20 protein-coding genes are annotated in these 23,787 nt (G+C 61.5%); 11 read left to right on the forward strand and 9 right to left on the reverse strand.

Annotated elements, in window-relative coordinates; genetic code table 11:
• Window positions 1-9: 9 nt before the first annotated feature.
• On the reverse strand, window positions 10-1,560 hold the full coding sequence (locus tag PSH59_RS25805; protein ID WP_305393970.1) for a PLP-dependent aminotransferase family protein: 1,551 nt from the start codon (window positions 1,558-1,560) through the stop codon (window positions 10-12).
• A gap of 90 nt (window positions 1,561-1,650) precedes the next feature.
• Between PSH59_RS25805 and PSH59_RS25810 the strand changes: the two genes are divergently transcribed.
• From PSH59_RS25810 to PSH59_RS25820, 3 genes are read left to right on the forward strand one after another with little or no spacing between them, the layout of a single operon-like run.
• Window positions 1,651-2,289: an FMN-binding negative transcriptional regulator gene (locus tag PSH59_RS25810; RefSeq protein ID WP_305393971.1), complete on the forward strand. Its 639-nt coding sequence runs from the start codon at window positions 1,651-1,653 to the stop codon at window positions 2,287-2,289.
• A complete protein-coding gene (locus PSH59_RS25815; protein ID WP_305393972.1) occupies window positions 2,286-2,732 on the forward strand; it encodes a GNAT family N-acetyltransferase in 447 nt (148 codons plus the stop codon). The genes PSH59_RS25810 and PSH59_RS25815 overlap by 4 nt, the downstream gene beginning before the upstream one ends.
• 10 nt (window positions 2,733-2,742) lie before the next feature.
• On the forward strand, window positions 2,743-3,420 hold the full coding sequence (locus PSH59_RS25820) for a GNAT family N-acetyltransferase (protein WP_248081933.1): 678 nt from the start codon (window positions 2,743-2,745) through the stop codon (window positions 3,418-3,420).
• Window positions 3,421-3,423: 3 nt separating this feature from the next.
• Here the strand turns inward: PSH59_RS25820 and PSH59_RS25825 are convergent, their stop codons facing one another.
• Window positions 3,424-4,320: a homocysteine S-methyltransferase family protein gene (locus PSH59_RS25825; protein ID WP_248081934.1), complete on the reverse strand. Its 897-nt coding sequence runs from the start codon at window positions 4,318-4,320 to the stop codon at window positions 3,424-3,426.
• Window positions 4,321-4,432: 112 nt separating this feature from the next.
• Here PSH59_RS25825 and PSH59_RS25830 point away from each other — a divergent pair, with 112 nt between their 5' ends.
• The 3 genes from PSH59_RS25830 (at window position 4,433) to PSH59_RS25840 (ending at window position 7,527) form a co-directional block, all read left to right on the forward strand.
• A complete protein-coding gene (locus PSH59_RS25830) occupies window positions 4,433-5,254 on the forward strand; it encodes an ABC transporter substrate-binding protein (RefSeq protein WP_305393973.1) in 822 nt (273 codons plus the stop codon).
• Window positions 5,255-5,286: 32 nt separating this feature from the next.
• A complete protein-coding gene (locus tag PSH59_RS25835; RefSeq protein ID WP_248082104.1) occupies window positions 5,287-6,057 on the forward strand; it encodes an amino acid ABC transporter permease in 771 nt (256 codons plus the stop codon).
• Window positions 6,058-6,216: 159 nt separating this feature from the next.
• Window positions 6,217-7,527 (forward strand): autotransporter domain-containing protein, encoded by a 1,311-nt coding sequence (locus PSH59_RS25840; protein ID WP_305393974.1) that lies wholly within the window; start codon window positions 6,217-6,219, stop codon window positions 7,525-7,527.
• Window positions 7,528-7,607: 80 nt separating this feature from the next.
• On the opposite strand, the gene oadA is transcribed toward PSH59_RS25840, so the two are convergent.
• Both oadA and PSH59_RS25850 read right to left on the reverse strand, forming a co-directional pair.
• Window positions 7,608-9,416 (reverse strand): sodium-extruding oxaloacetate decarboxylase subunit alpha, encoded by a 1,809-nt coding sequence (oadA, locus tag PSH59_RS25845; RefSeq protein ID WP_248081937.1) that lies wholly within the window; start codon window positions 9,414-9,416, stop codon window positions 7,608-7,610.
• 11 nt (window positions 9,417-9,427) lie between these two features.
• Window positions 9,428-10,843, reverse strand: a complete 1,416-nt coding sequence (locus PSH59_RS25850; protein WP_010565910.1) for an acetyl-CoA carboxylase biotin carboxylase subunit — start codon at window positions 10,841-10,843, stop codon at window positions 9,428-9,430.
• A gap of 196 nt (window positions 10,844-11,039) precedes the next feature.
• Here PSH59_RS25850 and PSH59_RS25855 point away from each other — a divergent pair, with 196 nt between their 5' ends.
• Window positions 11,040-12,014, forward strand: a complete 975-nt coding sequence (locus PSH59_RS25855; RefSeq protein WP_305393975.1) for a LysR family transcriptional regulator — start codon at window positions 11,040-11,042, stop codon at window positions 12,012-12,014.
• On the opposite strand, the gene PSH59_RS25860 is transcribed toward PSH59_RS25855, so the two are convergent.
• The 3 genes from PSH59_RS25860 to PSH59_RS25870 form a co-directional block, all read right to left on the reverse strand.
• Window positions 11,944-12,141: a PA3496 family putative envelope integrity protein gene (locus tag PSH59_RS25860; RefSeq protein WP_305393976.1), complete on the reverse strand. Its 198-nt coding sequence runs from the start codon at window positions 12,139-12,141 to the stop codon at window positions 11,944-11,946. The genes PSH59_RS25855 and PSH59_RS25860 overlap by 71 nt on opposite strands.
• Before the next feature lie 132 nt (window positions 12,142-12,273).
• Window positions 12,274-13,140, reverse strand: a complete 867-nt coding sequence (gene hexR, locus PSH59_RS25865) for a transcriptional regulator HexR (RefSeq protein WP_003177007.1) — start codon at window positions 13,138-13,140, stop codon at window positions 12,274-12,276.
• A 162-nt stretch (window positions 13,141-13,302) separates the two neighbouring features.
• Window positions 13,303-16,176, reverse strand: coding sequence for a GGDEF domain-containing phosphodiesterase (locus PSH59_RS25870; RefSeq protein ID WP_305393977.1), 2,874 nt, complete (start codon window positions 16,174-16,176; stop codon window positions 13,303-13,305).
• A 277-nt stretch (window positions 16,177-16,453) separates the two neighbouring features.
• Here PSH59_RS25870 and uvrD point away from each other — a divergent pair, with 277 nt between their 5' ends.
• The 3 genes from uvrD to PSH59_RS25885 all read left to right on the forward strand — a co-directional run bounded on the left by uvrD (window position 16,454) and on the right by PSH59_RS25885 (window position 20,239).
• Entirely contained in the window at window positions 16,454-18,637 is a 2,184-nt protein-coding gene (uvrD, locus tag PSH59_RS25875; RefSeq protein WP_305393978.1) for a DNA helicase II, read from the forward strand.
• 189 nt (window positions 18,638-18,826) lie between these two features.
• Window positions 18,827-19,696: a Tim44 domain-containing protein gene (locus tag PSH59_RS25880; RefSeq protein ID WP_248081956.1), complete on the forward strand. Its 870-nt coding sequence runs from the start codon at window positions 18,827-18,829 to the stop codon at window positions 19,694-19,696.
• A 135-nt stretch (window positions 19,697-19,831) separates the two neighbouring features.
• Window positions 19,832-20,239, forward strand: a complete 408-nt coding sequence (locus tag PSH59_RS25885) for an SMI1/KNR4 family protein (RefSeq protein WP_305393979.1) — start codon at window positions 19,832-19,834, stop codon at window positions 20,237-20,239.
• 18 nt (window positions 20,240-20,257) lie between these two features.
• Here the strand turns inward: PSH59_RS25885 and PSH59_RS25890 are convergent, their stop codons facing one another.
• Window positions 20,258-22,021, reverse strand: a complete 1,764-nt coding sequence (locus PSH59_RS25890) for a cation:proton antiporter (protein ID WP_305393980.1) — start codon at window positions 22,019-22,021, stop codon at window positions 20,258-20,260.
• Between the two features lie 290 nt (window positions 22,022-22,311).
• Here PSH59_RS25890 and PSH59_RS25895 point away from each other — a divergent pair, with 290 nt between their 5' ends.
• On the forward strand, window positions 22,312-22,797 hold the full coding sequence (locus PSH59_RS25895) for an acyl-CoA thioesterase (RefSeq protein ID WP_248081962.1): 486 nt from the start codon (window positions 22,312-22,314) through the stop codon (window positions 22,795-22,797).
• A gap of 36 nt (window positions 22,798-22,833) precedes the next feature.
• On the opposite strand, the gene pdxY is transcribed toward PSH59_RS25895, so the two are convergent.
• Entirely contained in the window at window positions 22,834-23,706 is an 873-nt protein-coding gene (gene pdxY / locus PSH59_RS25900) for a pyridoxal kinase PdxY (protein ID WP_248081964.1), read from the reverse strand.
• Between the last annotated feature and the right edge of the window lie 81 nt (window positions 23,707-23,787).

Consider the following 23,787-nt stretch of genomic DNA (forward strand, 5'->3'; position numbering starts at 1 on the left):
GCGGCGGGCTCAGACCTGCCAGGCCAGGCGCAGGCGCGCCAAGGCCTCACCGATAGTCGCCTCCGGCACGGCCGCGAACCCCAGCACCAGACCGGCGCGCTGATCCGGCACAGTGGCCGAGCCCGGCAACCAATAGCTGCTCAAGCCATTGATCTCGACGTCGACCGCGCGGGCCTGGGCCAGCAGCTGTTGCTCGCGGGCCATACTGTCCACCCTCACCGTGAGGTGCAGCCCCGCCGCAACATTCGGCAAGCAACCCACACCGGGAACGTCCACGGGCCAACCGGCAAGCAACGTGTTACGCCGGTTCAACGCAGCGCGGCGCATACGCCGGATGTGGCGCTGGAAATGCCCCGCCGCCATAAATTCCGCCATCACCACCTGAGTACTGACCTCTGAGTGCCTGACATCCACGGCGCGGCGCCGGGTGAAAGCTTCGACGCAGCCCGCAGGCAACACCAGATAGCCCAGGCGCAGCGCCGGAAAGGCGACCTTGCCGAAGGTGCCGACGTACAACACCCGCCCACTGCGGTCCAGGGCGGCCAACGGCGCCAGAGGCGCGCCGCTGTAGCGATACTCGCCGTCGTAGTCGTCTTCAATGATCCAGCCGCCCGTGCGTTCAGCCCACGCCAGCAACTCCAGGCGCCGCGCCAGGCTCATGACCACACCGGTGGGGTACTGGTGCGACGGTGTCACATAGGCCAGGCGGCAATCATTGAGCCCATTGAGGGCCGCGCAGTCGATGCCGTCGTGGTCCACCGCAACCCCCTGCAGTTGCGCGCCAGCAATCGCGAACGCATGCCCGGCCGCTCGATAGCCAGGGTTTTCCACAGCCACTGTGTCTCCCGGTGCCACCAGCAGCTGTGCACAAAGGCTAATCGCTTGCTGAGCGCCGCTGGTGATCACTATTTGCTCAGCGGTGCACTGCATACCCCTGGAACTGCGCAAATAGGCGGCGATCAAGCCACGTAAACGCTCATCCCCTGCCGGGTCGCCGTAGCACAGCTGTTGCAAGTCCGGCTTACGCCAGAAAGCCGCATTCAGCTTGGCCCACACCTCGAACGGGAACAGATCGAAGGCCGGTACGCCCACCCTGAAAGCCCGTGGCGGACCACTGGGCGGCACGGGCAAATGATTGCTTTCCAGACGGCCGACGGCCGCACTGTGGATAACTTCCGGCGCGCAATCTTCAGCTAAAAATGAGCGTTTTGTGGATAAACCTGGGGATAAGCCTGTTGAAAACCCTGTGGATACTTTTGTGGATAGTTTTTTTGCCGCGGTGCCGGCCGTGGGCAAATTAGCCACGTAAGTACCATCACCGACCCGCCCCTCGATAAAGCCCTCGGCATAGAGTTGATCGTAGGCCCGCACCACGCTGTTACGGGAAATCGCCAACGCCGCCGCCAGATCGCGACTGGCCGGCAACCGCGTGCCACCGACCAGACGCCCGTCCAACACCCTTTGGCGCAACGCCTGGTACAGCTGGCGCGCGAGCCCCAGACGGCGATCCAGCTCAATGCCGGCGGGGTTGAATGACAACGGAGGTTGGGCGGGGGCCATGAAATTGGACCTATAAAATGAGCGTTAGATGGCTCTTACAACGAACCATTAGCGTGCCTACGATGCAGGCATTCGCCAAGGAAAATCTTTATGTACACACCTCGCGCTTTTGCCCTCGACGATCTGCCTGAAATCCAGCAACTGATCCAGCACACGCGCTTGGCGCAGGTGGTGACCTTCGGTGAGCAAGGCTTGCAGGCCAGCCATTTGCCGCTGCTGCTCAACCCCGACGAAGGCCCCTATGGCACGCTCTACGGACACCTGGCCAAGGCCAACCCGCAGTGGCGCGACCTGCAAAACGGCAGCGATGCGCTGGTGATTTTCGCAGGGGCCGAGGCCTATATCAGCCCGGCGTTTTATCCGGCCAAGACGGAGCACGGCAAAGTCGTGCCAACCTGGAACTACATCGCCGTCCACGCCTACGGCAAAGCCGAGGTGTTCACCGATGCCGAGCGTTTGCTCAGGCTGGTCAGCGCCCTGACCGACCGCCACGAAGCCGGTCGCGCCCAGCCCTGGGCCGTCAGCGACGCACCGGCGGACTACATCGACGGCATGCTCAAGGCCATTGTCGGCTTTGCCTTGCCCATTGATCGTGTGATTGGCAAACGCAAACTCAGCCAGAACCGCAGCGCGGCGGATATGGCCGGTGTGCGCGAGGGCCTGGCCGCCAGCACCGACGTGCGCGACCAGACCCTGGCGCGCTTTATTCCCAGAGGAGATTCAGCATGAGCCAGCTCGACATCCGCCCGGTCACCGCCGCCGACCACGCCGCCTGGCTGCCCCTGTGGCAGGCGTATTTGACGTTCTACAACACCGAACTGCCGGAGGCGGTGAGCCGAAGCACCTGGCAACGCCTGATCGACGCCAACGAGCCAACTCACTCGGCCCTGGCCTGGCAGGACGGCAAGGCCGTGGGTATGGTCAACTTCATCTACCATCGCTCCAATTGGAGCATCGAGAACTCCTGTTACCTGCAGGACCTGTTGGTGGATCCCGCCCAACGTGGCACCGGCGTGGGCCGCAAACTGATCGAATTCGTTTACGCCACCGCCAAGGCGGACGGTTGCTGCAAGGTCCATTGGCTGACCCACGAAACCAATGCCACCGCGATCCAGTTGTACGAACGCATTGCCGAACGCCCAGGCTTCATCCAATTTCGCAAAGGTCTTTAAGGAGCGCAGCATGTCCACCTCCCCCGCCGACTGGAAAGGTGCCCCGGCACCCAGTGCCCAGGTGCTCGAAGGGCGTTTCATTCGCCTGGAAAAACTCGATCCGGCCCGCCACGCCGATCAACTGTGGCAGGCCCTCGAAGGCCCCGGTGCCGACCCCAAGCTCTGGGATTATTTACCCTACGGGCCGTTTGCCGAACGCGCGGCGTTCGATGCCTGGTTAAACAACCACGCGGCCAACAGCGACCCGTATTTCTTCAGCGTGGTCGACCGCGCCAGCGGCCAGGTGCAGGGCATTCTCAGCCTGATGTCGATCGTGCCGGCACAAGGCCGTATCGAAATCGGCCACGTTACCTTCGGCGCGCCGATGCAGCGTTCGCCAAAAAGCACTGAAGCGGTGTACCTGCTGGCCAAGTACGCGTTCGATCAGGGCTACCGCCGCCTGGAATGGAAGTGCAACAACGGCAACGCCCGTTCCAAATACGCGGCCGAGCGGTTGGGGTTCAGTTTTGAGGGGGTGTTCCGCCAGCACATGGTGGTCAAGGGGCAGAACCGCGACACGGCGTGGTATTCGATTTTGGACGGGGAATGGCCGCAGGTAGGCGCGGCTTTCGAGCAGTGGCTATCGGAGGCGAATCAGACGGCTTCGGGGCAGCTCAAGAGCCTGGCGGAGTGCCGCCAGGCGCTTTGAGGGTCAGCTCAGCGTCTGGGCCAGCACCGCGATATGCTCCGGCCCGATCCCGCAGCAGCCGCCCAAATGGCTGGCGCCGCGCTTGTGCCAATCGGCCGCCCAGTGCAGGTAGCCGGGCGGGTCGAGGTCTTCGCGCAGCGGGTCCAGGCCATCGTTGGCCGTGGCCTCCTTCGGTTGCGGCGGGAACGCGTTGGCGTAGGCGCCGATCTGGATTGCAACACCCAGTCGCTCGAAGGTTTGGCGCGCGGCATCAATGGCAGCGCCAATCACTTCCGGCTGGCTGCAGTTGAACAGCAGCACCTGCACGCCCAACTGTGCTGCGGCCTCGGCCGCGTCCGCCACCGGCTCGCCGGAGCGCAGGCGCGGGACGTCGTCGGTGTCTTCGTCTTTCAAGGTAAACGACAGCCAGAACGGCTTGCCATCCTGAGGCAGGCCGGCCTTGATCGCTTGCGCTTCAACGATCGAACTCTGGGTTTCGGCGAGCCACAGGTCAACATAGGGCGCGAGGCCTTGCACCAGCGGGGTGAGCAGCTCAGATACGCGTTGCGCTTCAAACAGATCCGGACGATAAGAGCCAAACAACGGCGGCAATGAGCCGGCCACCCGTACGTGTTTGCCTGAGGCTGTCACCGCACGACGCGCCAACTCCCCCGCCAACGCCGCCAGGGCCTGGCCTTCGGCCGCAAACCGCGCCTCACCGATATGAAACGGCACCACTGCGTAACTGTTGCTGGTGATCACATCGGCACCGCTGTCGATATAGGCCGCGTGCACCGCCTCCACCGCCTGCGGCGCCTCGCTCAAGGCCAAGGCCGACCATTCCGGCTGGCGAAACGGCGCGCCACGGCGTTGCAGTTCACGGCCCATGCCGCCATCAAGAATTACTGTTTCTGCGCCCATATGCTTTTTACTCATAAGCTTATGAAAATAACTCACTATGAGAGTCGTTCTTATAACTATTTAATACGTTCAATTCCGCACATAACAACTCTTTTTTCTAAAGGTGTCCTTCGTGAAATTTAAACCCCTGCTGGCCTTGGGCCTGATGACACTGGCTGCTTCCACCCAGGCCTTCGGCGGCACGACACTGGAGCGCATCGAACAGAAAAAAGAGTTGGTGGGCGTGCTGATGGAAAGCTACCCGCCGTTCTCGTTCCTCAACGACCAGAACCAGCTCGACGGCTTCGACGTCGACGTGGCCAAAGCCGTGGCGCAAAAGCTGGGGGTCAAGTTGCGCCTGGAAACGCCGTCCTGGGACGTGATCGCCGCCGGCCGCTGGAGCGGACGCTACGACATCTGCATCTGCTCGATGACCCCGAGCAAGGCCCGCGCCGAAGTGTTCGACTTCCCCGTGGAGTATTACGCCTCACCTGCCGTGATCGTGGTCAACGCCAAGGACGACCGTATCCACAGCGCAAAGGACCTGAGCGGCAAGAAAGTCGGGCTCACCAGCGCCTCCAGCTATGAAAGTTACCTGAACAAGAACCTGGTGATCGAAGGCGCCGAAGACACGCAGCTGCAGTACCCGTTCGAGGACGTGCAGATCGCCCCCTACGACACCGATAACGTAGCGTTCCAAGACCTCGGCCTGGGTGCCGGCGTACGCCTGGACGCGATCCTCACCAACTTGGTGACCGCGCAACCGCGCCTGAAAGAAGATAAGCGCTTCAAGCTCGCCGGCGAGCCGCTGTACTCGGAACCCAACTCGGTGGCCATCGAAAAAGGCGACGCGGCGTGGGACAGCAAAGTGCGTGAGGTATTTGCTCAACTCAAACAGGACGGCACCTTGAGCAAACTGTCGCAAAAATGGATCGGCGCCGATATCAGCCGATGACACCGTCCAGACCCCCTTTGCTGCAACGCCTGCTGGGCTTTCGTGCGCGGCTGTACCTGACCTGGGCGGCCCTGTTCGCCCTGTTTGCCAGCTTCTTCCTGAGCTTTGACCTGAAGCTCTCGATTATCCTCGACAAGCTGCCCAACCTCGTCGGCCTGCACCTGGCGCCCAATGGCTTCCTGCAAGGTGCGGCATTGACGGTGTTCTTGTGCCTGTGCTCGATGCTGGCCTCGTCGGTGCTGGGCTTTATCACCGCGTTGGGGCGCCTGTCGAAAAGTGCCGTGGCGTTTGGGGTTGCCAGCTTCTACGCCTCGTTCTTTCGCGGCACGCCGCTGCTGATACAGATCCTGCTGATCTACCTGGGCCTGCCGCAACTGGGCCTGGTGCCGGGGGCGATCGTAGCCGGCATCATCGCGCTGTCGCTGAACTATGGCGCGTACCTGAGCGAAATCTTCCGCGCCGGTATCCTTGGCGTGCCCCACGGCCAACGCGAGGCCGCCCTGGCCCTTGGCATGCGCGACAGTGCGATCTTCTGGCACGTCACCCTGCCCCAGGCCATGCGCACCATTGTTCCGCCCGCTACCAACCAGTTCATCTCCATGCTCAAGGACTCGTCGCTGATCTCGGTGATGGGCGTGTGGGAAGTGATGTTCCTGGCGCAGTCCTACGGTCGCTCGAGCTACCGCTATATCGAGATGCTCACCACAGCCGCAATCATTTACTGGGTGATGTCCCTGGGGCTGGAGCTGATCCAGGCGCGGATGGAACGTCACTATGGCAAGGGGTATGTCAGGCGCGGGTAACGGGCAGCACACTGACAACTGCCGTTTGCCCTATCCACCAGCGTTTTTAATCGCTGCCGACAAGCGACATCTCCCGCAAACGAGCGGCCCGGGGCCTGACATTTATCCCCCCGATACGCCGCTAAATTCCCCACCTCATACATCAAGAGGTGGGTTTACATGCCGCTCATACACAAACAACTCGCACTGGCCATCACCCTGGCATTGGGGCTTATCGGCGCGCAATACGCACAGGCACGGGCCGACAGTGATCCCGACAGCGAATGGCTTGAGCGGGTGCCGGTGAACAGTGGCAAAAGTGAGTTCGAACCGGCCATTCCAACCCCTGAAGACTTCTACTTCAGCGACCATGCCACCAGTCGCAACGGCCGGAGCATTGCCCGCATGCTGGACTCGGCGGTGGACGCACTCATGGCCTCGGACGATCTGAGCGAATGGGACAAAGACAGACTTGACCGTTATGGCCTGTACCTGAGCACCCTGGAGCCAGGCCGGATAGGCGCCGTGCTGGAGCAATTGGCCGGCAGCCAGAACGCCAACCTGGGCAGCGCCACCCAAAACAGCATGAAGCCATTGAACGCCAGCCTGTTGTCGGCCATACGTCAGTTGGACAAGGACACCGCTGACACGGGCCGCGTGTGGTTCCAGGGCTTGGGCAACAGCGGCAGACTCGACGCGCAACACGGCAGTGCCGGCTTGAACCAACGCAGCCAAGGCCTGTTGCTGGGTGCCGATTGGTCGCTCGACCACGCCTGGCGGGCCGGTGTGGTCGGCGGCAAATCCAGCAGCGCGCTGAACGCTAAAGGTTTCAAGGGTGAACTGGACAGCTGGCACCTGGGCGCTTACGCCGCGCGTCTGGACGGACCACTGGCGTTACGCCTGGGCGCGCTCTACAGCAGCCATGCCGGGAAAAACAGGCGCACGGTCGATTTCGATTTCATCGACCACCGCGAAAACCTCACAGGCAAGTACACCGCCCAGAGCCAAAACGCTTTCGCCGAACTGGGTTATCAATTGGGCACCGCCGGCTTGCACCTGGAGCCCTATGCCGGTGTTGGCGTGCAGCGTTACCAGCGCGATCGTTTCCAGGAGAAAGGCGGCTACAGCGCTTTGAACGTCGGTGCACAACGTCAGCAGAACCTCAGCAGCACGTTCGGTCTTCGCGTGGCCCACGCCTTTGCCCTGGACAATCGGATGAGCCTCAAACCGCACCTGAGCGCCGACTGGAAACACCTGTACGGCGATGTCACCAGCCGCGTGCGCCAGTCCTCTGCGTGGGAAAGGCGCGCAGACTTCAACAGCGACTTCACCATCGAAGGTACCTCCCTGGACCGTAATAGCCTGGCACTGCGCACCGGCCTGGACCTGGCGTTGTCGGCCGAACACAGCGTGGGCCTGACCTACACCGCCGAGTTCGGCAGCCAAAGTCGCAATCAGGGTTTGGTGGGGCAGTGGGCGATGGCGTTCTGACCTGAAGCGGCCTGATTCGCAGACAAAAAAAGGGGGCACATGCCCCCCGAGGTTTAAGCGGTAGTGTCGAAGGCTGAGTATCAGCCTTCGATTTCAATCAGGATTTCGCCAGGGTTCACCCGGTCGCCCTTGGCCACGTGCACAACGGTCACCTTGCCGGCAATCGCTGCCGGCACTTCGGTTTCCATCTTCATGGCTTCGGTAATCAGCACGGCCTGGCCGGCTTTGACCATGTCGCCTTCCTTGACCAATACATCGACGATATTGCCCGGCATCGCGGTGCTGACGTGGCCCGGCTCGCTGGCCTGCTTGCGCTTGCTGCTGCCGCCGCCGACAAATTCGTTGAGCGGTTCGAACACCACTTCTTCGGGCATGCCGTCGATGGACAGGTAGAAGTGACGCTTGCCTTCAGCCTTCACGCCGACGCCGGTGATATCCACGCGGTAGCTCTCGCCGTGCACGTCGATCACGAACTCGGTCGGCACGCCTTCACCAGCGGCACGGGCAACGCCGCCCGCTTCAGGGATGGGCAGGAGCACTTCAGGCGTCAGGGTGCCGGCGTCGCGTTCTTCGAGGAACTTGCGGCCGATATCCGGGAACATGGCATAGGTCAGCACGTCTTCTTCGGACTTGGCCAACGCACCGATTTCACCGCGCAGCTTGGTCATTTCCGGTTTGAGCAGATCGGCTGGGCGTACGTCGATCGCATCGATGCTGCCGATGGCCTGACGACGCAGCTTCTCGTTCACCGTGCCCGGCGCCTTGCCGTAACCGCCTTGCAGGTACAGCTTCACTTCGTTGGTGATGGTCTTGTAGCGCTCACCGGCCAGCACGTTGAAGAAGGCCTGGGTGCCGACGATCTGCGACGTTGGCGTCACCAGCGGCGGGAAGCCGAGGTCTTCACGCACCCGTGGGATTTCGGCGAGCACTTCGCTCATGCGGTTGAGGGCGCCCTGCTCTTTAAGCTGGTTGGCCAGGTTGGAGATCATCCCGCCCGGCACCTGGTTGACTTGCACACGGGTGTCGACCGCAGTGAACTCGCTTTCGAACTGGTGGTACTTCTTGCGCACGGCGTAGAAGTACAGGCCGATCTCCTGCAGCAGTTCCAGGTCCAGGCCGGTGTCGAACTCACTGCCTTTAAGGGCGGCGACCATCGACTCGGTCCCCGGGTGGCTGGTGCCCCAGGCAAAGCTGGAGATCGCGGTGTCGATGTGGTCGGCGCCGTTTTCGATGGCCTTGAGTTGGCACATCGCAGCCAGGCCCGCGGTGTCGTGGGAGTGGATAAAGATCGGCAGGCTCTGCTCGGCCTTCAGCGCCTTGACCAGCTCACCGGTGGCGTACGGGGTCAGCAGGCCGGCCATGTCCTTGATCGCGATGGAGTCGCAACCCATGGATTCCAGTTGCTTGGCCTGCGCCACGAAGGCCTCGACGGTGTGCACCGGGCTGGTGGTGTAAGCGATGGTGCCCTGGGCATGCTTGCCCGCGGCTTTGACCGCTTCGATGGCCACGCGCAGGTTACGCACGTCATTCATCGCATCGAAGATACGGAACACGTCGATACCGTTGACGGCGGCCTTGGCAACGAAGGCTTTGACCACATCGTCGCTGTAATGGCGGTAGCCCAGCAGGTTCTGGCCACGCAGCAGCATTTGCAGGCGCGTGTTGGGCAATGCGGCGCGCAGTTGGCGCAGGCGCTCCCACGGGTCTTCCTTAAGGAAGCGCACACAGGCGTCGAAGGTCGCGCCGCCCCAGACTTCCAGCGACCAGTAGCCCACTTTGTCGAGCTTGTCGCAGATCGGCAGCATGTCGTCGGTGCGCATGCGGGTGGCCAGCAACGATTGGTGAGCGTCGCGCAGGATGGTGTCGGTTACGAAGATCTTCTTGCTCATTCTTATATTCCTCACAGGCCTGCGTGGGCGGCGATGGCGGCGGCGATGGCCAGGGCCAGCTCTTCGGGTTTGCGCTTGATCGAGTAGTTGGTCAGTTCAGGGTGGCTTTCCACAAAACTGGTGTTGAACTGGCCGCTGCGGAATTCCGGATTGCGCAGGATTTCCTGGTAGTAGGCGGCGGTGGTCTTCACGCCTTGCAGGCGCATGTCGTCCAGGGCACGCAGGCCGCGATCCATGGCTTCCTCCCAGGTCAACGCCCACACCACCAGTTTCAGGCACATGGAGTCGTAGAACGGCGGGATGGTGTAGCCGGTGTAGATCGCCGTGTCGGTCCGCACGCCGGGGCCGCCGGGGGCGTAATAACGGGTGATCTTGCCGAAGCTGGGCAGGAAGTTGTTCTTCGGGTCTTCGGCGTTGATACGAAATTGCAACGCAAAGCCACGGTGCTGGATGTCTTCCTGTTTCACCGACAACGGCAGGCCGGAGGCGATGCGGATCTGCTCGCGAACGATGTCGATACCGGTGATTTCTTCGGTGATGGTGTGTTCCACCTGCACGCGGGTGTTCATCTCCATGAAGTACACCTCGCCCTCGGCGAGCAGGAACTCCACGGTGCCGGCGTTTTCGTAGCCCACAGCCTTGGCGGCGCGCACCGACAGGTCGCCGATGTAGGCGCGCTGTTCAGGGGTCAGTTGCGGGCTGGGGGCGATTTCGATGAGCTTCTGGTTACGGCGCTGGATCGAGCAGTCGCGCTCGAACAGGTGCACCACATTGCCAAAGCTGTCACCGAGGATCTGCGCTTCGATGTGTTTGGGATTGACGATGCATTTTTCCAGGAACACTTCCGCCGAACCGAAGGCCTTGGTGGCTTCTGAGATGACGCGGGGGAAAGCTTGCTCGAGTTCTTCGCGACTGTTGCAACGACGAATACCGCGACCGCCGCCACCGGAGGTGGCCTTGAGCATGACCGGGTAACCGATACGGTCGCCTTCGGTCAGGGCTTCGGCGATGTCGGCGACGTTGCCTTCGGTGCCGGGGGTCACCGGAACGCCAGCCTTGATCATGCTGCGACGCGCTTCGGTCTTGTCGCCCATGCGGCGGATCACTTCAGCAGCCGGGCCGATGAATTTGATCCCGCGTTCGGCACAGATGTCTGCCAGTTCGGCGTTTTCCGATAAGAAACCGTAACCGGGGTGCAGCGCATCGCAACCGGTTTCCACCGCCAGGTTCACCAGCTTGCGCGGGTTCAGGTAACCGGCCAGGGGCTCGGCACCAATGCTGTGGGCTTCGTCGGCACGTTTAACGTGCAACGCGTGACGGTCGGCGTCGGAATACACCGCGACCGAGCGGATGCCCATCTCGGCGCAGGCACGCACGATTCGTACGGCAATCTCACCACGGTTGGCGATCAGGATCTTTTTTATCACTTGGAAATTCCCTTGAGCCGATTGCTGCGTGCTTCGACCCACTGAACCCGGGTCGACGCGTGACTAAATGTTTCATGACAGTCGCGAGACACACACTAAGCCTGCAGAGGGATTAACAAAAATCAATAATTATTGGGTTGGGCATAAGTAAAGACTTATAGTTGGCCGGTCAGCCTGGGGCGGGAGCAAACGAGTAATGCGTAAGTCATTGATGCGTATGACATTACGTCAATTGCAGATCTTCAATGAAGTGTGCGATTTGCGCTCTTACAGCCGCGCGGCCGAAGAAATGTCCCTCACCCAGCCGGCCGTGAGCCTGCAAATTCGTCAGCTGGAAGAGCTGATCGGCCAGCCGCTGTTCGATTATGTCGGCAAAAAACTCTACATGACCGAGGCCGCCGAAGCCCTGCAACGGGCCAGCCGCGACATCTTCGGGCGCCTGGAAAACCTGGATATGCAGCTGTCGGACATGCAGGGTTCGTTGCAGGGCCAGTTGAAACTCGCGATTGAGTCCAGCGCCAAGTACTTCGTGCCGCACTTATTTGCCGCTTTCAAGCGCCAGCACCCTGACGTGCAACTGCACCTGACGGTAGTCAATCGCGCCCAAGTGATCCGGCGCCTCTCCGACAACCGTGACGACCTGGTGATCATGTCCATGGTGCCCCAGGACATGGGCCTGGAGTTCCTGCCGTTTCTCAACAACCCGATTGTGGCCGTGGCCCTGCCGGATCATCCCTTGAGCCTGCAAGGACCGTTGCGCCTGCAGGATCTGGAACCCTACACCCTGCTCACCCGCGAACCGGGCTCCGGCACGCGAATGGCCTGCGAGGAGTATTTCAAGGACAAACGCGTGCACTTCACCCAAACGGTGGAAGTGGCCTCGGCGGAGGCACAGCGTGAGTGTGTCTGCGCCGGGCTGGGTGTGGCCCTGTTGACGCGCCATGCGGTCAACATGGAACTGGCCACCGGCGGGCTCATAGAGCTGCCGGTGGAAGAACTGCCGCTCTACCGCAGTTGGTGTCTGGTGCAGGCCAAAGCCAAGCGCCTGTCACCGGTGGCCCATGCGTTCCTGGGCTTTATCCGCAGCGAGCGAGTGCAGATCAGCGCGCTGGCTGAGCGCTTCGCTGGCCGGCCGCGGGTGCCTGCCAGTGCAGTTCCGGGTAGTCACTGATGCTCTGGAGCAACTGGCGCTCCTGACAGCGGTCTTCGATGGCGCGACGGAACGCCATGCGGCGCTGGTCTTCCTGCTGACGACGGGTCTTTACGGCGCTGTTGCAGTCTTCGTAGGGACGGGCCATTTGGAGTCTCCCAATGCGAGTACGGGAGTTCAGGATGGCCCTGAGGGATGACGGTTTGGCGGCGCAAGCGTTACAGGACGATGAATCTTCTGAAGTCGACGCCGGTGACGATGCGGCTGCGCGTACAACCTGTCAGTCGTCGAGGGCTTTGACCGATTTGGGCGACAGCCGCAGGCTGCGCAAGCTGCGCTTCACACTCTTGAGGTGGTTGACCAGGCTCGGCCCGCGCGCCATGGCTACGCCCATCGCCAGCACATCGATCACCACCAGGTGGGCGATGCGCGAGGTCAACGGAGTGTAGATCTCGGTGTCTTCGTGCACGTCGATCGCCAGGTTGACCGTGGACAGTTCCGCCAAGGGCGTCTGGCTCGGGCACAAGGTAATCAACGATGCACCGCTTTCCCGCACCAGGTTGGCGGTGATCAGCAGGTCTTTGGAGCGGCCCGACTGGGAAATGCAAATGGCCACGTCGGTGGGCTTGAGCGTCACCGCCGACATCGCCTGCATGTGGGGGTCGCTGTAGGCCGCCGCCGTAAGCAGCAAGCGGAAAAATTTGTGCTGGGCATCCGCCGCCACCGCGCCGGACGCACCGAAGCCGTAGAACTCGACACGCTGGGCCTGGGACATGGCCGTCACGGCCTTTTGCAGCTCCACCGGGTCGAGCTTCTCGCGCACTTCCATAAGGGTGTGCAGGGTGGTGTCGAAGATTTTCAGGCTGTAGTCAGCGACGGAGTCGTCTTCGTGAATTGCGAACTGCCCGAAGCTGGCGCCGGCAGCCAGGCTCTGCGCCAATTTGAGTTTCAAATCCTGGAACCCGGAGCAACCGATGGCGCGGCAGAAGCGCACGATGGTCGGCTCGCTGATACCCACGCTGTGGGCCAGGTCGGCCATGGAACTGTGCATCACAGCCGCAGGGTCAAGCAGCACGTGATCGGCAACCTTGAGTTCCGATTTGCGTAACAGGTGGCGCGACTGGGCGATATGTTGCAACAGGTTCAAAGGGCAGGACTCTTGTTATTGGCAGGGCCAGGGGATGTAGCAAGCTTGTAGTTATACTACAAGAATTGCTGTTTTGCCCGTCCGACGCGTCACTAAATCGCCCTGCTGCCCTCTGATTCAAAGGGCACGCGCTTTGTAGCCACAAAGGCGGTCGTGGCCCACCTAAGGAAAATCTGCATTTTTCCGTAACAAATCTGCCAACCCGTCCGCCTGCATCGGCCGGCTGATCAGATAGCCCTGCACTTCGTCACAACGCTCCGCACGCAGAAAATCCAACTGCTGCTGATCTTCCACCCCTTCGGCAACGACTTTGAGCGCCAGGCCATGCGCCATGGCGATGATCGCGCGGGTGATGGCAGCGTCTTCGCGCCCCTGCCCCAGACCCCGGATAAAGGTCTGATCGATTTTCACGTAATCCACGGGAATGCGCTTGAGGTAGCTGAGGGAGGAATAGCCGGTGCCAAAGTCGTCGATGGCCAGCTTGACCCCCAGATTCCGCAGTTGCTCAAAGGTGACGATGATGTGCTCCACACTGTCGAGCAACTGACTTTCGGTCAGTTCCAGCTCAAGGTATTGCGGATCCAGGCCGGTTTCCTCCAGCACCTGGCGCACCAGGCTGACCAGCTTGCCCTGACGCAGTTGATGCACCGACAGGTTCACCGACACGCGGATCGGCGCCAGCCCCTGGCGCTGCCATTCACAGGCCTGCCAACAGGCTTCACGCAGAACAAATTCGCCCAGCGGTACGATCAGACCGGTTTCTTCAGCCAGGCCGATAAAGTCGGCCGGTGGCACCATGCCCCATTGTGGATGCTCCCAACGAATCAGCGCTTCGACGGCATTGAGCTTGCCGGTCGCCAGGCACAATTTTGGCTGGTAGAACACGGTGAGCTGGCGCTCTTCGATGGCTTTGCGCAGGTGGTTCTCCAGCTGCAGACGCTCAAGGGTGCTGGCCTGCAAACTGTCGGTGTAGAACTGGAAGTTGTTTCCGCCCAGGTGCTTGGCGTGTTGCATGGCCATGTTCGATTGACTGACCAGCGCGGAAATTTCCCGCGCATTATCCGGCAGCAAACTCACGCCCATCGAGGCGCTGACCACCAGTTCGTGCCCCTCCACTGTCACGGGCACCCGCAGCTTGGCCAGCAAGCGCGTGGCCACCCGCGCCAGGCTCGACAGGTTGCCGTAAGCATCGAACAGTACGGCAAACTCATCGCCGGACAGGCGCGCAATGGTGTCCGCCTCCGGCAAGGCGTTGATCAGGCGCCGCGCCATTTTCTGCAGCAACTGGTCCGCCACTTCATGGCCCAGGCTGTCGTTGAGCAGTTTGAAACGGTCGAGATTGATGTGCAGCAACGCCAGGCTACGCCCTCCCAGGCGCACACGCTGATGGGCTTCGCGCAGCCGTTCGCGGAAGAGTGAGCGGTTGGCCAGGCCGGTCAGCTCGTCATAGTGGGTGAGGTAGCGCATGCGCTCCTCGGATTCGCGCCTGGCCGACAAATCGGCGAAGAAGCCCACGATATGGCTGACGTTTCCGCGAACATCACGCACCACGTTCAGCTGCAGCCACTGCGGGTAGAGCTCGCCGTTTTTGCGGGTTTCCACCAGCTCACCTTGCCAGGTGCCATGGCTGAGCAAGGCCTGGCGGATCACCGGGAAGTGGCGCCGGGCATCGCGGCTGCTGGGCAGTTCCACCACGTTGCGGCCGAGCATGTCGTCGATATCAAAGCCGGTGACACGGCTGAACGCCTGGTTGACGGCAATCAACGCGTAGTCCGGGTCGAGGATCACGATGCCTTCGCTGGCGGCTTCGAAGACGGTCGAGGCCAGCCGCTGCTGTTCTTCAAGGGCCTTGCCCGCACTGATGTCACGGCGGGTACCGAGCATTCGAATCACACGGCCATTCGGCGCACGCTCCACGGCACGGCCACGGTCTTCGATCCATACCCAGTGCCCATCGCCATGGCGCACGCGGTATTCCACCTGATAATCCTCAGTGCGCCCCTTCAGATGCTCCACCAGCGCGCGCTTGAGCAGCGGCAGGTCGTCGGGGTGCAGGCGCGGCTTGAGGTGGCCAAGCATCGCCGTGACGTACTCCGGCTCCAGGCCGAAAAGTTCTTTGAGTTGGGTGTGGTGGACTTCGTCGGTTTGCAGGTTCCAATCCCACAGCCCGAGTTCGCTGGCTTGCAGGGCCATGGCCAGGCGCGCTTCGCTCTTATTCAAGGCCAGGCTGGTGGCGTCCAGCTCCTGGCTGCGTTGAGCCATGCGGTCTTGCAGGCCGATCTGCGCTTCACGCAGCTCCTCCTCGACCTGACGCCGCTGCTCCACTTCGCGCGTAAGGTCCTGGTTTAACTGTTCGCTGCGCTGCTGTGCCTGTTGTAGATGCTCGATCAACGCCTGGTTCTGGAAACGACGCAAGAGTTCGCGCTGGATCAAGCGGTTAACCTGCCAGGCCACCAGGTTCAGCGACAGCAGCAGGATCAGGCCAAGCACGCCCCAGCCTTGTTGCTGCGGGCTGCCCGCCCACAGCAGGTAGACAATGGACGGCACCAGGCACGGTACGGCAAAGGATAGAAACGCCGGCAGGCTGACGGCGTAGGCCACACTGGCTGATAACGTCGCCGCGCCGATCAGACCAAACACCCAGGCTTGCTGCATGAAGCTATTGACCGGGGCCAGGGCGATGGCCGCGGTCGCCAGGGTCAAACCGCTGACCGCCGACCCCAACATGAACATGCGTCGCCACACCGGCTGGGCCTGGCGGCTGGGCATGGCTGAATCAAAGGCCGCCACTTGGATCACGCGCAGGGCCACCAGCGCCAGCAGCCACACCAACCAGATGCTGTCCAACAGATATTGCTTGGGGTTCCACAGCAGCCAGGCGCAGACCAGACCGTTCACCAACATCAATAGGGTCGGCAGCAGCGAGCCTTGATACAGCAGGCGCGTACGCTCGACCGCCATCTCAGTGGCGTAGTGTTTACGGATAACCTGCGCGGGCGCCATCGAGGGGCCAAGCAGGTCGGTACTGAGGGTCATAGGCAGTGTTCTTATAATGGTGAGCCCGAAACGTCGACGGAGCATACACAAGCAAGCGCTCGGGCCAAACTGCTCCACGTCATAAAACTGCGCGGTCACCCGGCGCAAAGCGCGAGGCCAGACGGCTTGAGCGAGAGCCTGCGCGGCCTGCGACCATTGACCGACCGGTCATCAGCCTGACGCAATGTCAACGCGGGTCAGAGCGTCCCGGACCTTTTGCATCGACCACCCGGCATTGGGATTTGCCCGACACCCCCCAGCACCCTAGAATGCGCCGATGCGCGATGATCTCTCTCTTTTGCTGAACTCCCTCAACGATGCCCAACGCCAGGCCGTAGCGGCCCCCGTTGGCCGTCAGTTGGTCCTGGCCGGTGCTGGCTCCGGTAAAACCCGAGTGCTGGTGCACCGTATCGCCTGGTTGATCCAGGTCGAAAACGCCTCCCCGCACTCCATCCTGTCGGTGACCTTCACCAACAAGGCCGCTGCCGAGATGCGCCACCGCATCGAACAGTTGATGGGCATCAGCCCGGCCGGCATGTGGGTGGGCACCTTCCACGGCCTGGCGCACCGCCTTTTGCGGGCCCATTGGCAGGAAGCGGGCCTGGCCCAGACCTTCCAGATCCTCGACAGCGATGACCAGCAACGCCTGGTCAAACGCGTGATCCGCGAACTGGGCCTCGATGAACAACGCTGGCCGGCGCGTCAGGCCCAGTGGTTTATCAACGGTCAGAAAGACGAAGGCCTGCGCCCGCAACATATCCAGGCCAGCGGCGATTTGTTCCTGGCTACCATGCGCAGTATTTATGAAGCCTACGAGGCCGCCTGCGCGCGCGCCGGTGTGATCGACTTCTCCGAGCTGCTGCTGCGCGCCCTCGACCTGTGGCGTGATAACCCAGGCTTGCTGGCTCACTACCAGAAACGCTTCCGCCACATCCTGGTGGACGAGTTCCAGGACACCAACGCCGTGCAGTACGCCTGGTTGCGCCTGCTGGCCAAGGGCGGCGACAGCCTGATGGTGGTGGGCGACGACGACCAGTCGATCTACGGCTGGCGTGGCGCGAAAATCGAGAATATCTACCAGTACTCCGAAGACTTCCCGGACGCGATCACCATCCGCCTGGAGCAGAACTACCGCTCCACCGCCGGCATCCTCAAGGCCGCCAACGCCTTGATCGCCAATAACACCGGGCGCCTGGGCAAAGAGTTGTGGACCGACGGCGGCGAAGGCGAAGCCATCAACCTGTACGCCGCGTTCAACGAGCACGATGAAGCGCGTTACGTGGTGGAAACCATCGAAAGCGCGCTGAAGACCGGCCTGGCGCGCAGCGACATCGCGATTTTGTACCGTTCCAACGCCCAGTCGCGGGTACTGGAAGAAGCCTTGCTGCGCGAGCGCATCCCTTACCGCATCTACGGCGGCCAGCGCTTCTTCGAGCGTGCGGAAATCAAGAACGCTATGGCTTACCTGCGGTTGCTGGAAGGCCGGGGCAACGATGCGGCGCTGGAACGGGTGATCAATATCCCCGCCCGTGGCATCGGTGAGAAAACCGTTGAGGCGATTCGCGACCATGCGCGCCATGCCGATGTGTCGATGTGGGAAGCCATGCGCCTGCTCATCGCCAATAAAGGCCTGACCGGTCGTGCGGCGGGCGCTCTGGGTGTGTTTGTCGAGCTGATCGAGAACCTCGCCGCCAAATGCGCGGAAATGCCCCTGCACTTGATGACCCAGACCGTGATCGAGCAGTCCGGGCTGATCGCCTATCACGAAGCGGAAAAAGGCGAGAAAGGCCAGGCCCGGGTAGAAAACCTTGAAGAACTGGTCAGCGCTGCCCGGGCGTTCGAAAACACCGAGGAAGATGAAGAACTGACGCCGCTTGCCGCCTTCCTGGGTCATGCCTCGCTGGAAGCCGGCGATACCCAGGCTGATGAGCATGAAGACAGCATCCAACTGATGACACTGCACAGCGCCAAGGGCCTGGAATTTCCGTATGTGTTCCTGGTGGGCATGGAGGAAGGCCTGTTCCCCCACAAGATGAGCCTGGAAGAGCCTGGCCGTCTTGAGGAAGAACGCCGCCTGGCCTACGTAGGCATTACCCGCGCCATGCAGAACCTGGTGATGACCTACGCCGAAACCCGACGCCTGTATGGCAGCGAGACCTACAACAAGGTGTCGCGCTTCGTACGCGAAGTGCCGAAGGGCCTGATCCAGGAAGTACGCCTGTCCAACAGCGTCAGCCGGCCTTTCGGTGGCGGCCAGCAGCAGAACTCCAGCAGCATGTTCGCCGGCTCCGAGATTCCGGAAACCCCGTTCAGCCTTGGCCAACAGGTCAAGCATGCAATCTTCGGCGAAGGGGTGATCCTCAACTTCGAAGGCGCCGGTGCCCAGGCGCGCGTGCAGGTGAACTTCGCCGAAGGCAGCAAGTGGCTGATGATGGGTTACGCGAAACTCGAAGCCGTCTGAAACATTTGCCTACATGAAGGTTATTGGCCCGCCCTTGTATTTAAGAAGCGCGGGCCAATATCTGTAATTAGTCCTACAGACCCTTCGGAATCGGTCTTACGCAAAAGCCCGAAACATTATGCCGCTAGCCACTGCCACTACACCTGTGCAACATGGCGCGCGTGCAATCCACAAATGGGAATTCCCTTTATGAAACGTTTTCTTAGCATCGCCATGGCGTTGTGCATCGGCCTGACGATGAGCCTCGACGCCAACGCCAAACGCTTCGGTGGCGGCAAAAGCTCGGGCGCGGCACCGACCCACCAGACCAGCCAAATGGCTCCAGCCGCCGGTGCGGGTGGTGCTGCGGCTACCGCAGGCGCAGCCGGTGCTGCTGGCGCCGCTGCCAAGGCTGGCGGTGCTTCGCGCTGGTTGGGCCCTCTGGCCGGTATCGCGGCCGGTGGCCTGCTCGCCTCCATGTTCATGGGCGGTGGCTTCGAGGGTATGCAGATCTTCGACATCCTGATCATGGGCGTCATTGCCTTCCTGGTCTTCCGCTTTATCGCCGCCCGTCGCCGCAAGCAGCAGGAGCAAATGGCTCCAGCCGGTGCGCCGATGCAGCGTGAAGTGTTCGAGCAAAAACCTGCCATGGGTTCGATCTTCGGTGGTTCGGCGGCACCTGCCGCTGCCCGTCCGGTGATCAACGCACCGGCCTGGTTCAACGAAGAGCGTTTCGTCGAAGCGGCGCGCAGCCACTTCCAGTCCCTGCAGCAACACTGGGACGCCAACGAAATGGATAAGATCTCCGAGTTCGTGACCCCACAACTGCTGGAGTTCCTCAAGCGTGAACGCGCCGACCTGGGCGACGGCTTCCAGTCGACCTTCATCGACGACCTGCGCGTCCAACTGGAAGGTGTGGATGATCGCGCTGACAAGACCATCGCCACCCTGACCTTCAGCGGCGTGTCGAAGACTTCGCGTTTCGACCAGGGCGAAGTGTTCAGCGAAAGCTGGAATATGGAACGTGCCCAAGGCGACAACCAGCCATGGCTGGTTGCCGGTATCCGCCAGAACGGCTGATCCCTGCACGCTTGAGCAAGTCGTAACAAAAAACCCCGGACCTGTCCGGGGTTTTCTATTTCACGGTTGCACTTATAGCGAGCTACTGTATAAAACGCCCCTATAAACCGCGCCATCAGCAAGAGGATCCCGGCCGTGGAAGAAATCATCGAACAATTGCGTGAAGCCAACGAACCGGTCCCGGTTCCTCTGGAACTGCCTGACGAAGACCAAATCGTAGAGATCGAAGAACAGCTGTTCATCGACATCCCGTTTGTGTTCCGCGAATTCCTGCTGACCGTCAGCGACGTGGTGTACGGCAGCCTCGAACCGGTGACCGTCACCGACCCGCAATCCCACACCTACCTGCCCGACGTGGCCGCCAATGCCTGGGATGCCGGTGTAGATCGCAGCATGATCCCGATCTGCCAGGACGGCGACGACTACTACTGCGTCGAAGAAGACGGCACTGTGGTGCTGTGGTCCGGCGAAGAAGAACTCGTCCAGGAAGAAACCTGGGAATCGGTGTGGCACTGGGCGCGGGACGTGTGGTTGGAAAGCTGAGTCCTGCACCCAGTCCCCCTAGTGCTCCGGCGTATCCTTGTGGTTAGCCAGGGTCTCCAGCAAGGCGACCTGCATCCGCGTATGCACGCGGATGAACCAGCGCCAGAGCACCGCCGCTACCGCCGCCGCGACCACGGCGATCAGCACCAGCAACTTGTTGGTCGGCAAGATACTGGCCGACAAGGCTGCCAATAGCAGGAAGATCACCAGCAACGACAAAATGGGGATCAGCTCCGCAATCACCCGTCGCACCCGCTGCGTATGCCGCCCAGCCATCTCCGGCTTCACGCTCATCTCAGCCAGCAACATCGACAGCGCCTTGAGCTTGCGGTAGGCCGCGATCAAGAACGGCAGCGACAGCAACAACGCCCCACCCCAGATCAACGCCTTCTGCCAGCTGGGGTCGCTGATCCAACCTTCCAGATACCCACCGATGCGCGCCGCAAAAAAGCTGCCGGCGAAGAAGATCGCGATCACCAGCGCCAGATTGACCCCCACTTGCAGGATGATCTTGCGGATCATTGACGCCAGCATCGCGCCCTCGCCCTGGGGCTGAATGCTGCGCAGCCACTCACCATACATACCGAATACCCGGCTCATGCGCTGGGGCATCACGGCGGCAAGCTTCAATGACAATGGGTCGGCACCGCGAATCAAGTAAGGCGTGAGCAGCGTGGTAATCGCCGACACCGCGACCGCCACCGGATAAAGAAAGTCGCTGGTCACCTGCAAGGTCATGCCCAACGCGGCGATGATGAAAGAAAATTCGCCAATCTGTGACAGCCCCATGCCCACCCGCAGTGAGGTACGGCCGTCATTACCTGCGATAAACGCCCCCAATCCGCAGGACAACATTTTGCCCAGAACCACCGCCACGGTGATCACCGCAATCGGCCAGGCGTACTGCAGCAGAATCTGCGGGTCGATCATCAAACCGATCGCCACAAAGAAGATCGCACTGAACATATCGCGAACCGGCTCGATCAAACGCTCGATCTTAATCAACTGACGGGACTCGGCCATGATCGCGCCGATCAGGAACGCCCCCAGCACCATGCTGTATTCCAGCTTGACCACCAACAGGCAGAAACCGAAGCACAGGCCCAGTACCGTGATCAGCAGCATCTCGTTGCTGTCGAACTTGGCCACGTAGGCCAACAGCCGCGGTACCAGCAGAATACCGATGACCAATGCCACGATCATAAACAGCGAGAGTTTGCCGACGGTGGAAAACACCTCGCCGGAGCTCACCGTCCCGCTCACGGCGATGCTCGACAGCAAGGCAATGAGGCCGATCCCCAGGATGTCTTCGACAATCAACACGCCGAAAATCAGCTGGGCGAAGCGCTGGTCTTTCATCTTCAGGTCGTTGAGCGCCTTGACGATGATGGTGGTCGAGGAGATCGCCAGGATGGCGCCGAGGAACAGCGAGTCCATGGTGTTCCAGTCGAACCAGCGGCCGATTTCGTAGCCGATCCAGATCATCAGGATGATTTCCAGGAAGGCCGCGATAAACGCCGTGGCGCCCACCTTGAACAGCTTGCGCAGACTGAACTCCAGGCCCAGACAGAACATCAGGAAGATCACCCCCAACTCGGCCAGGGTCTTGATGGTGTCTTCGTCGTGGATCAGGCCGAACGGCGGCGTGTGGGGCCCAATGATAAAACCGGCGACGATGTAACCCAGCACCACCGGCTGCTTGAGGCGGTGAAACAGCACGGTGACCACCCCTGCCACCAACATGATCACGGCCAAGTCCTGGATAAAGCTGATGGCGTGCATGGCGAGGGGCTCCTTGAGGGTGCTGGCGCTTTTCCACTTCCGCTCGCGCATATGAAAAGTCGCAAAATACGGAAGGAAAAGTCTGCCTTAATCGTAAGAAATGCCCTGGGATGGGCTTTTGAAGGTTAACACCGCGACTTCCACCGAAAAGCCGGTGCAATATATGGAAACAGATCGGCCGGCGCGTGACGGCAAGCCGCCCGCCGGCGTCCCGTAAAGGGTCGCGCTGCAACGACTCCAGCACCCGCAGAGGTGCCCCCCAACCAATGCCTACAACCCGTGAGTGTGCTATGGAACCCGGAAACGCCCAGCTGTCGATGACGGTATTGATGACCCCTGATATGGCCAACTTCTCTGGCAATGTCCACGGCGGCACCCTGCTCAAGTACCTCGACGAAGTGGCCTACGCCTGCGCGAGCCGTTATGCCGGTCGCTATGTGGTGACGTTGTCGGTGGACCAAGTGATTTTTCGCGAGCCGATCCATGTCGGCGAGTTGGTGACGTTCCTGGCGTCGGTCAACTACACCGGCAATACCTCGATGGAAGTGGGGATCAAGGTAGTGACCGAGAACATCCGCGAGCGCTCGGTGCGTCATACCAACAGCTGCTTTTTCACCATGGTGGCCGTGGACGACCAGCGCAAACCGGCCGCCGTGCCACCGCTGCAACCCCGTAACAGCGAAGACAAGCGCCGGTTCGTACAGGCCCAGCAACGCCGGCAGATCCGCCAGGAGCTGGAGAAGCGCTATCAGGAGATCAAGGCGGACGCGCTTTAATTTCCACGCTGCAGACCCACATTGGGTCCTGCGTACTTAGAGGCCGATCGGCGTCGCTTCGAACCGCACACGCGGATGGGCAATCCGATCCTGCGCCCGCACCAGTTCCAGTTCATAACTGGCACAAGCCTGGGTTTCCAGCAGTACTTCATGCACGGCGGCGGCGGTGAACTCAAATGCCGCCAGCAGGCTGTCGCCCAACAACACCCGCGCCAGAAACAGCCCGGAGGTCAGGTCGCCCACGCCCACCGGCTGGCGCGGGAACGCCAGCAGCGGCCGACGCAGGTGCCAGCTGCCGTTGGCGGTGACCAGCAGCATCTCGAAGCCATCCGGCAGCTTGCCGGGGTAATCCAAATGTTTGACCAGCACGGCCTTCGGCCCGCGGGCCAGCAAGGCCTTGGCCATGGCCAGGCAATCGAACAGTGACTGCGGCTTGCGCCCGGCAAAGCTGTCCAGTTCCAGCTGGTTGGGGCACAGGAAGTCGGCCATGGCGGCGGCTTCGTCGAGCAGGAAATCGCTGACTTCCTGCGGCACGATGCAGCCCTTTTCCGGATGCCCCATCACCGGGTCGCACAGGTAAAGGACCTTGGGGTTGATGGCCTTGATCCGCGCCACACCGGTAAGTATCGCCCGTCCCTGGTCCGCACTGCCCAGGTAGCCGGACAGCACCGCGTCACAATTGCCCAGCTCTCCGATGGCGGCAATGCCTTCCACCAACGCAGGAATCTGCTGCGGCGCCAGCACCTCGCCCGCCCACTGACCATACTGGGTGTGGTTGGAGAACTGCACCGTGTTCAGTGGCCAAACGTTCACCCCCACCCGCTGCATGGGGAACACGGCGGCACTGTTTCCGGCGTGGCCGAAGACCACATGAGACTGGATCGCAAGCAGATGAGGGGTGCGTTTCATGCAGGGGATTTCCGTAAAGCCATTGAAATTCTGGCCGCGCAGTATGCGACTAAACGCAGCCTGTACGACAGGCCGGCGACA

This window comes from Pseudomonas sp. FP2309, assembly GCF_030687575.1.
Lineage (GTDB): Bacteria > Pseudomonadota > Gammaproteobacteria > Pseudomonadales > Pseudomonadaceae > Aquipseudomonas.

What these genes read in the sequence shown, in the direction of transcription:
- PSH59_RS25805 (WP_305393970.1), bottom strand. Translation starts at nt 1,560, where the DNA reads ATGGCCCCCGCCCAACCTCCGTTGTCATTCAACCCCGCCGGCATTGAG.
- PSH59_RS25810 (WP_305393971.1), top strand. Translation starts at nt 1,651, where the DNA reads ATGTACACACCTCGCGCTTTTGCCCTCGACGATCTGCCTGAAATCCAG.
- PSH59_RS25815 (WP_305393972.1), top strand. Translation starts at nt 2,286, where the DNA reads ATGAGCCAGCTCGACATCCGCCCGGTCACCGCCGCCGACCACGCCGCC.
- PSH59_RS25820 (WP_248081933.1), top strand. Translation starts at nt 2,743, where the DNA reads ATGTCCACCTCCCCCGCCGACTGGAAAGGTGCCCCGGCACCCAGTGCC.
- PSH59_RS25825 (WP_248081934.1), bottom strand. Translation starts at nt 4,320, where the DNA reads ATGGGCGCAGAAACAGTAATTCTTGATGGCGGCATGGGCCGTGAACTG.
- PSH59_RS25840 (WP_305393974.1), top strand. Translation starts at nt 6,217, where the DNA reads ATGCCGCTCATACACAAACAACTCGCACTGGCCATCACCCTGGCATTG.
- oadA (WP_248081937.1), bottom strand. Translation starts at nt 9,416, where the DNA reads ATGAGCAAGAAGATCTTCGTAACCGACACCATCCTGCGCGACGCTCAC.
- PSH59_RS25855 (WP_305393975.1), top strand. Translation starts at nt 11,040, where the DNA reads ATGCGTAAGTCATTGATGCGTATGACATTACGTCAATTGCAGATCTTC.
- PSH59_RS25860 (WP_305393976.1), bottom strand. Translation starts at nt 12,141, where the DNA reads ATGGCCCGTCCCTACGAAGACTGCAACAGCGCCGTAAAGACCCGTCGT.
- PSH59_RS25870 (WP_305393977.1), bottom strand. Translation starts at nt 16,176, where the DNA reads ATGACCCTCAGTACCGACCTGCTTGGCCCCTCGATGGCGCCCGCGCAG.
- uvrD (WP_305393978.1), top strand. Translation starts at nt 16,454, where the DNA reads ATGCGCGATGATCTCTCTCTTTTGCTGAACTCCCTCAACGATGCCCAA.
- PSH59_RS25880 (WP_248081956.1), top strand. Translation starts at nt 18,827, where the DNA reads ATGAAACGTTTTCTTAGCATCGCCATGGCGTTGTGCATCGGCCTGACG.
- PSH59_RS25890 (WP_305393980.1), bottom strand. Translation starts at nt 22,021, where the DNA reads ATGCACGCCATCAGCTTTATCCAGGACTTGGCCGTGATCATGTTGGTG.
- PSH59_RS25895 (WP_248081962.1), top strand. Translation starts at nt 22,312, where the DNA reads ATGGAACCCGGAAACGCCCAGCTGTCGATGACGGTATTGATGACCCCT.
- pdxY (WP_248081964.1), bottom strand. Translation starts at nt 23,706, where the DNA reads ATGAAACGCACCCCTCATCTGCTTGCGATCCAGTCTCATGTGGTCTTC.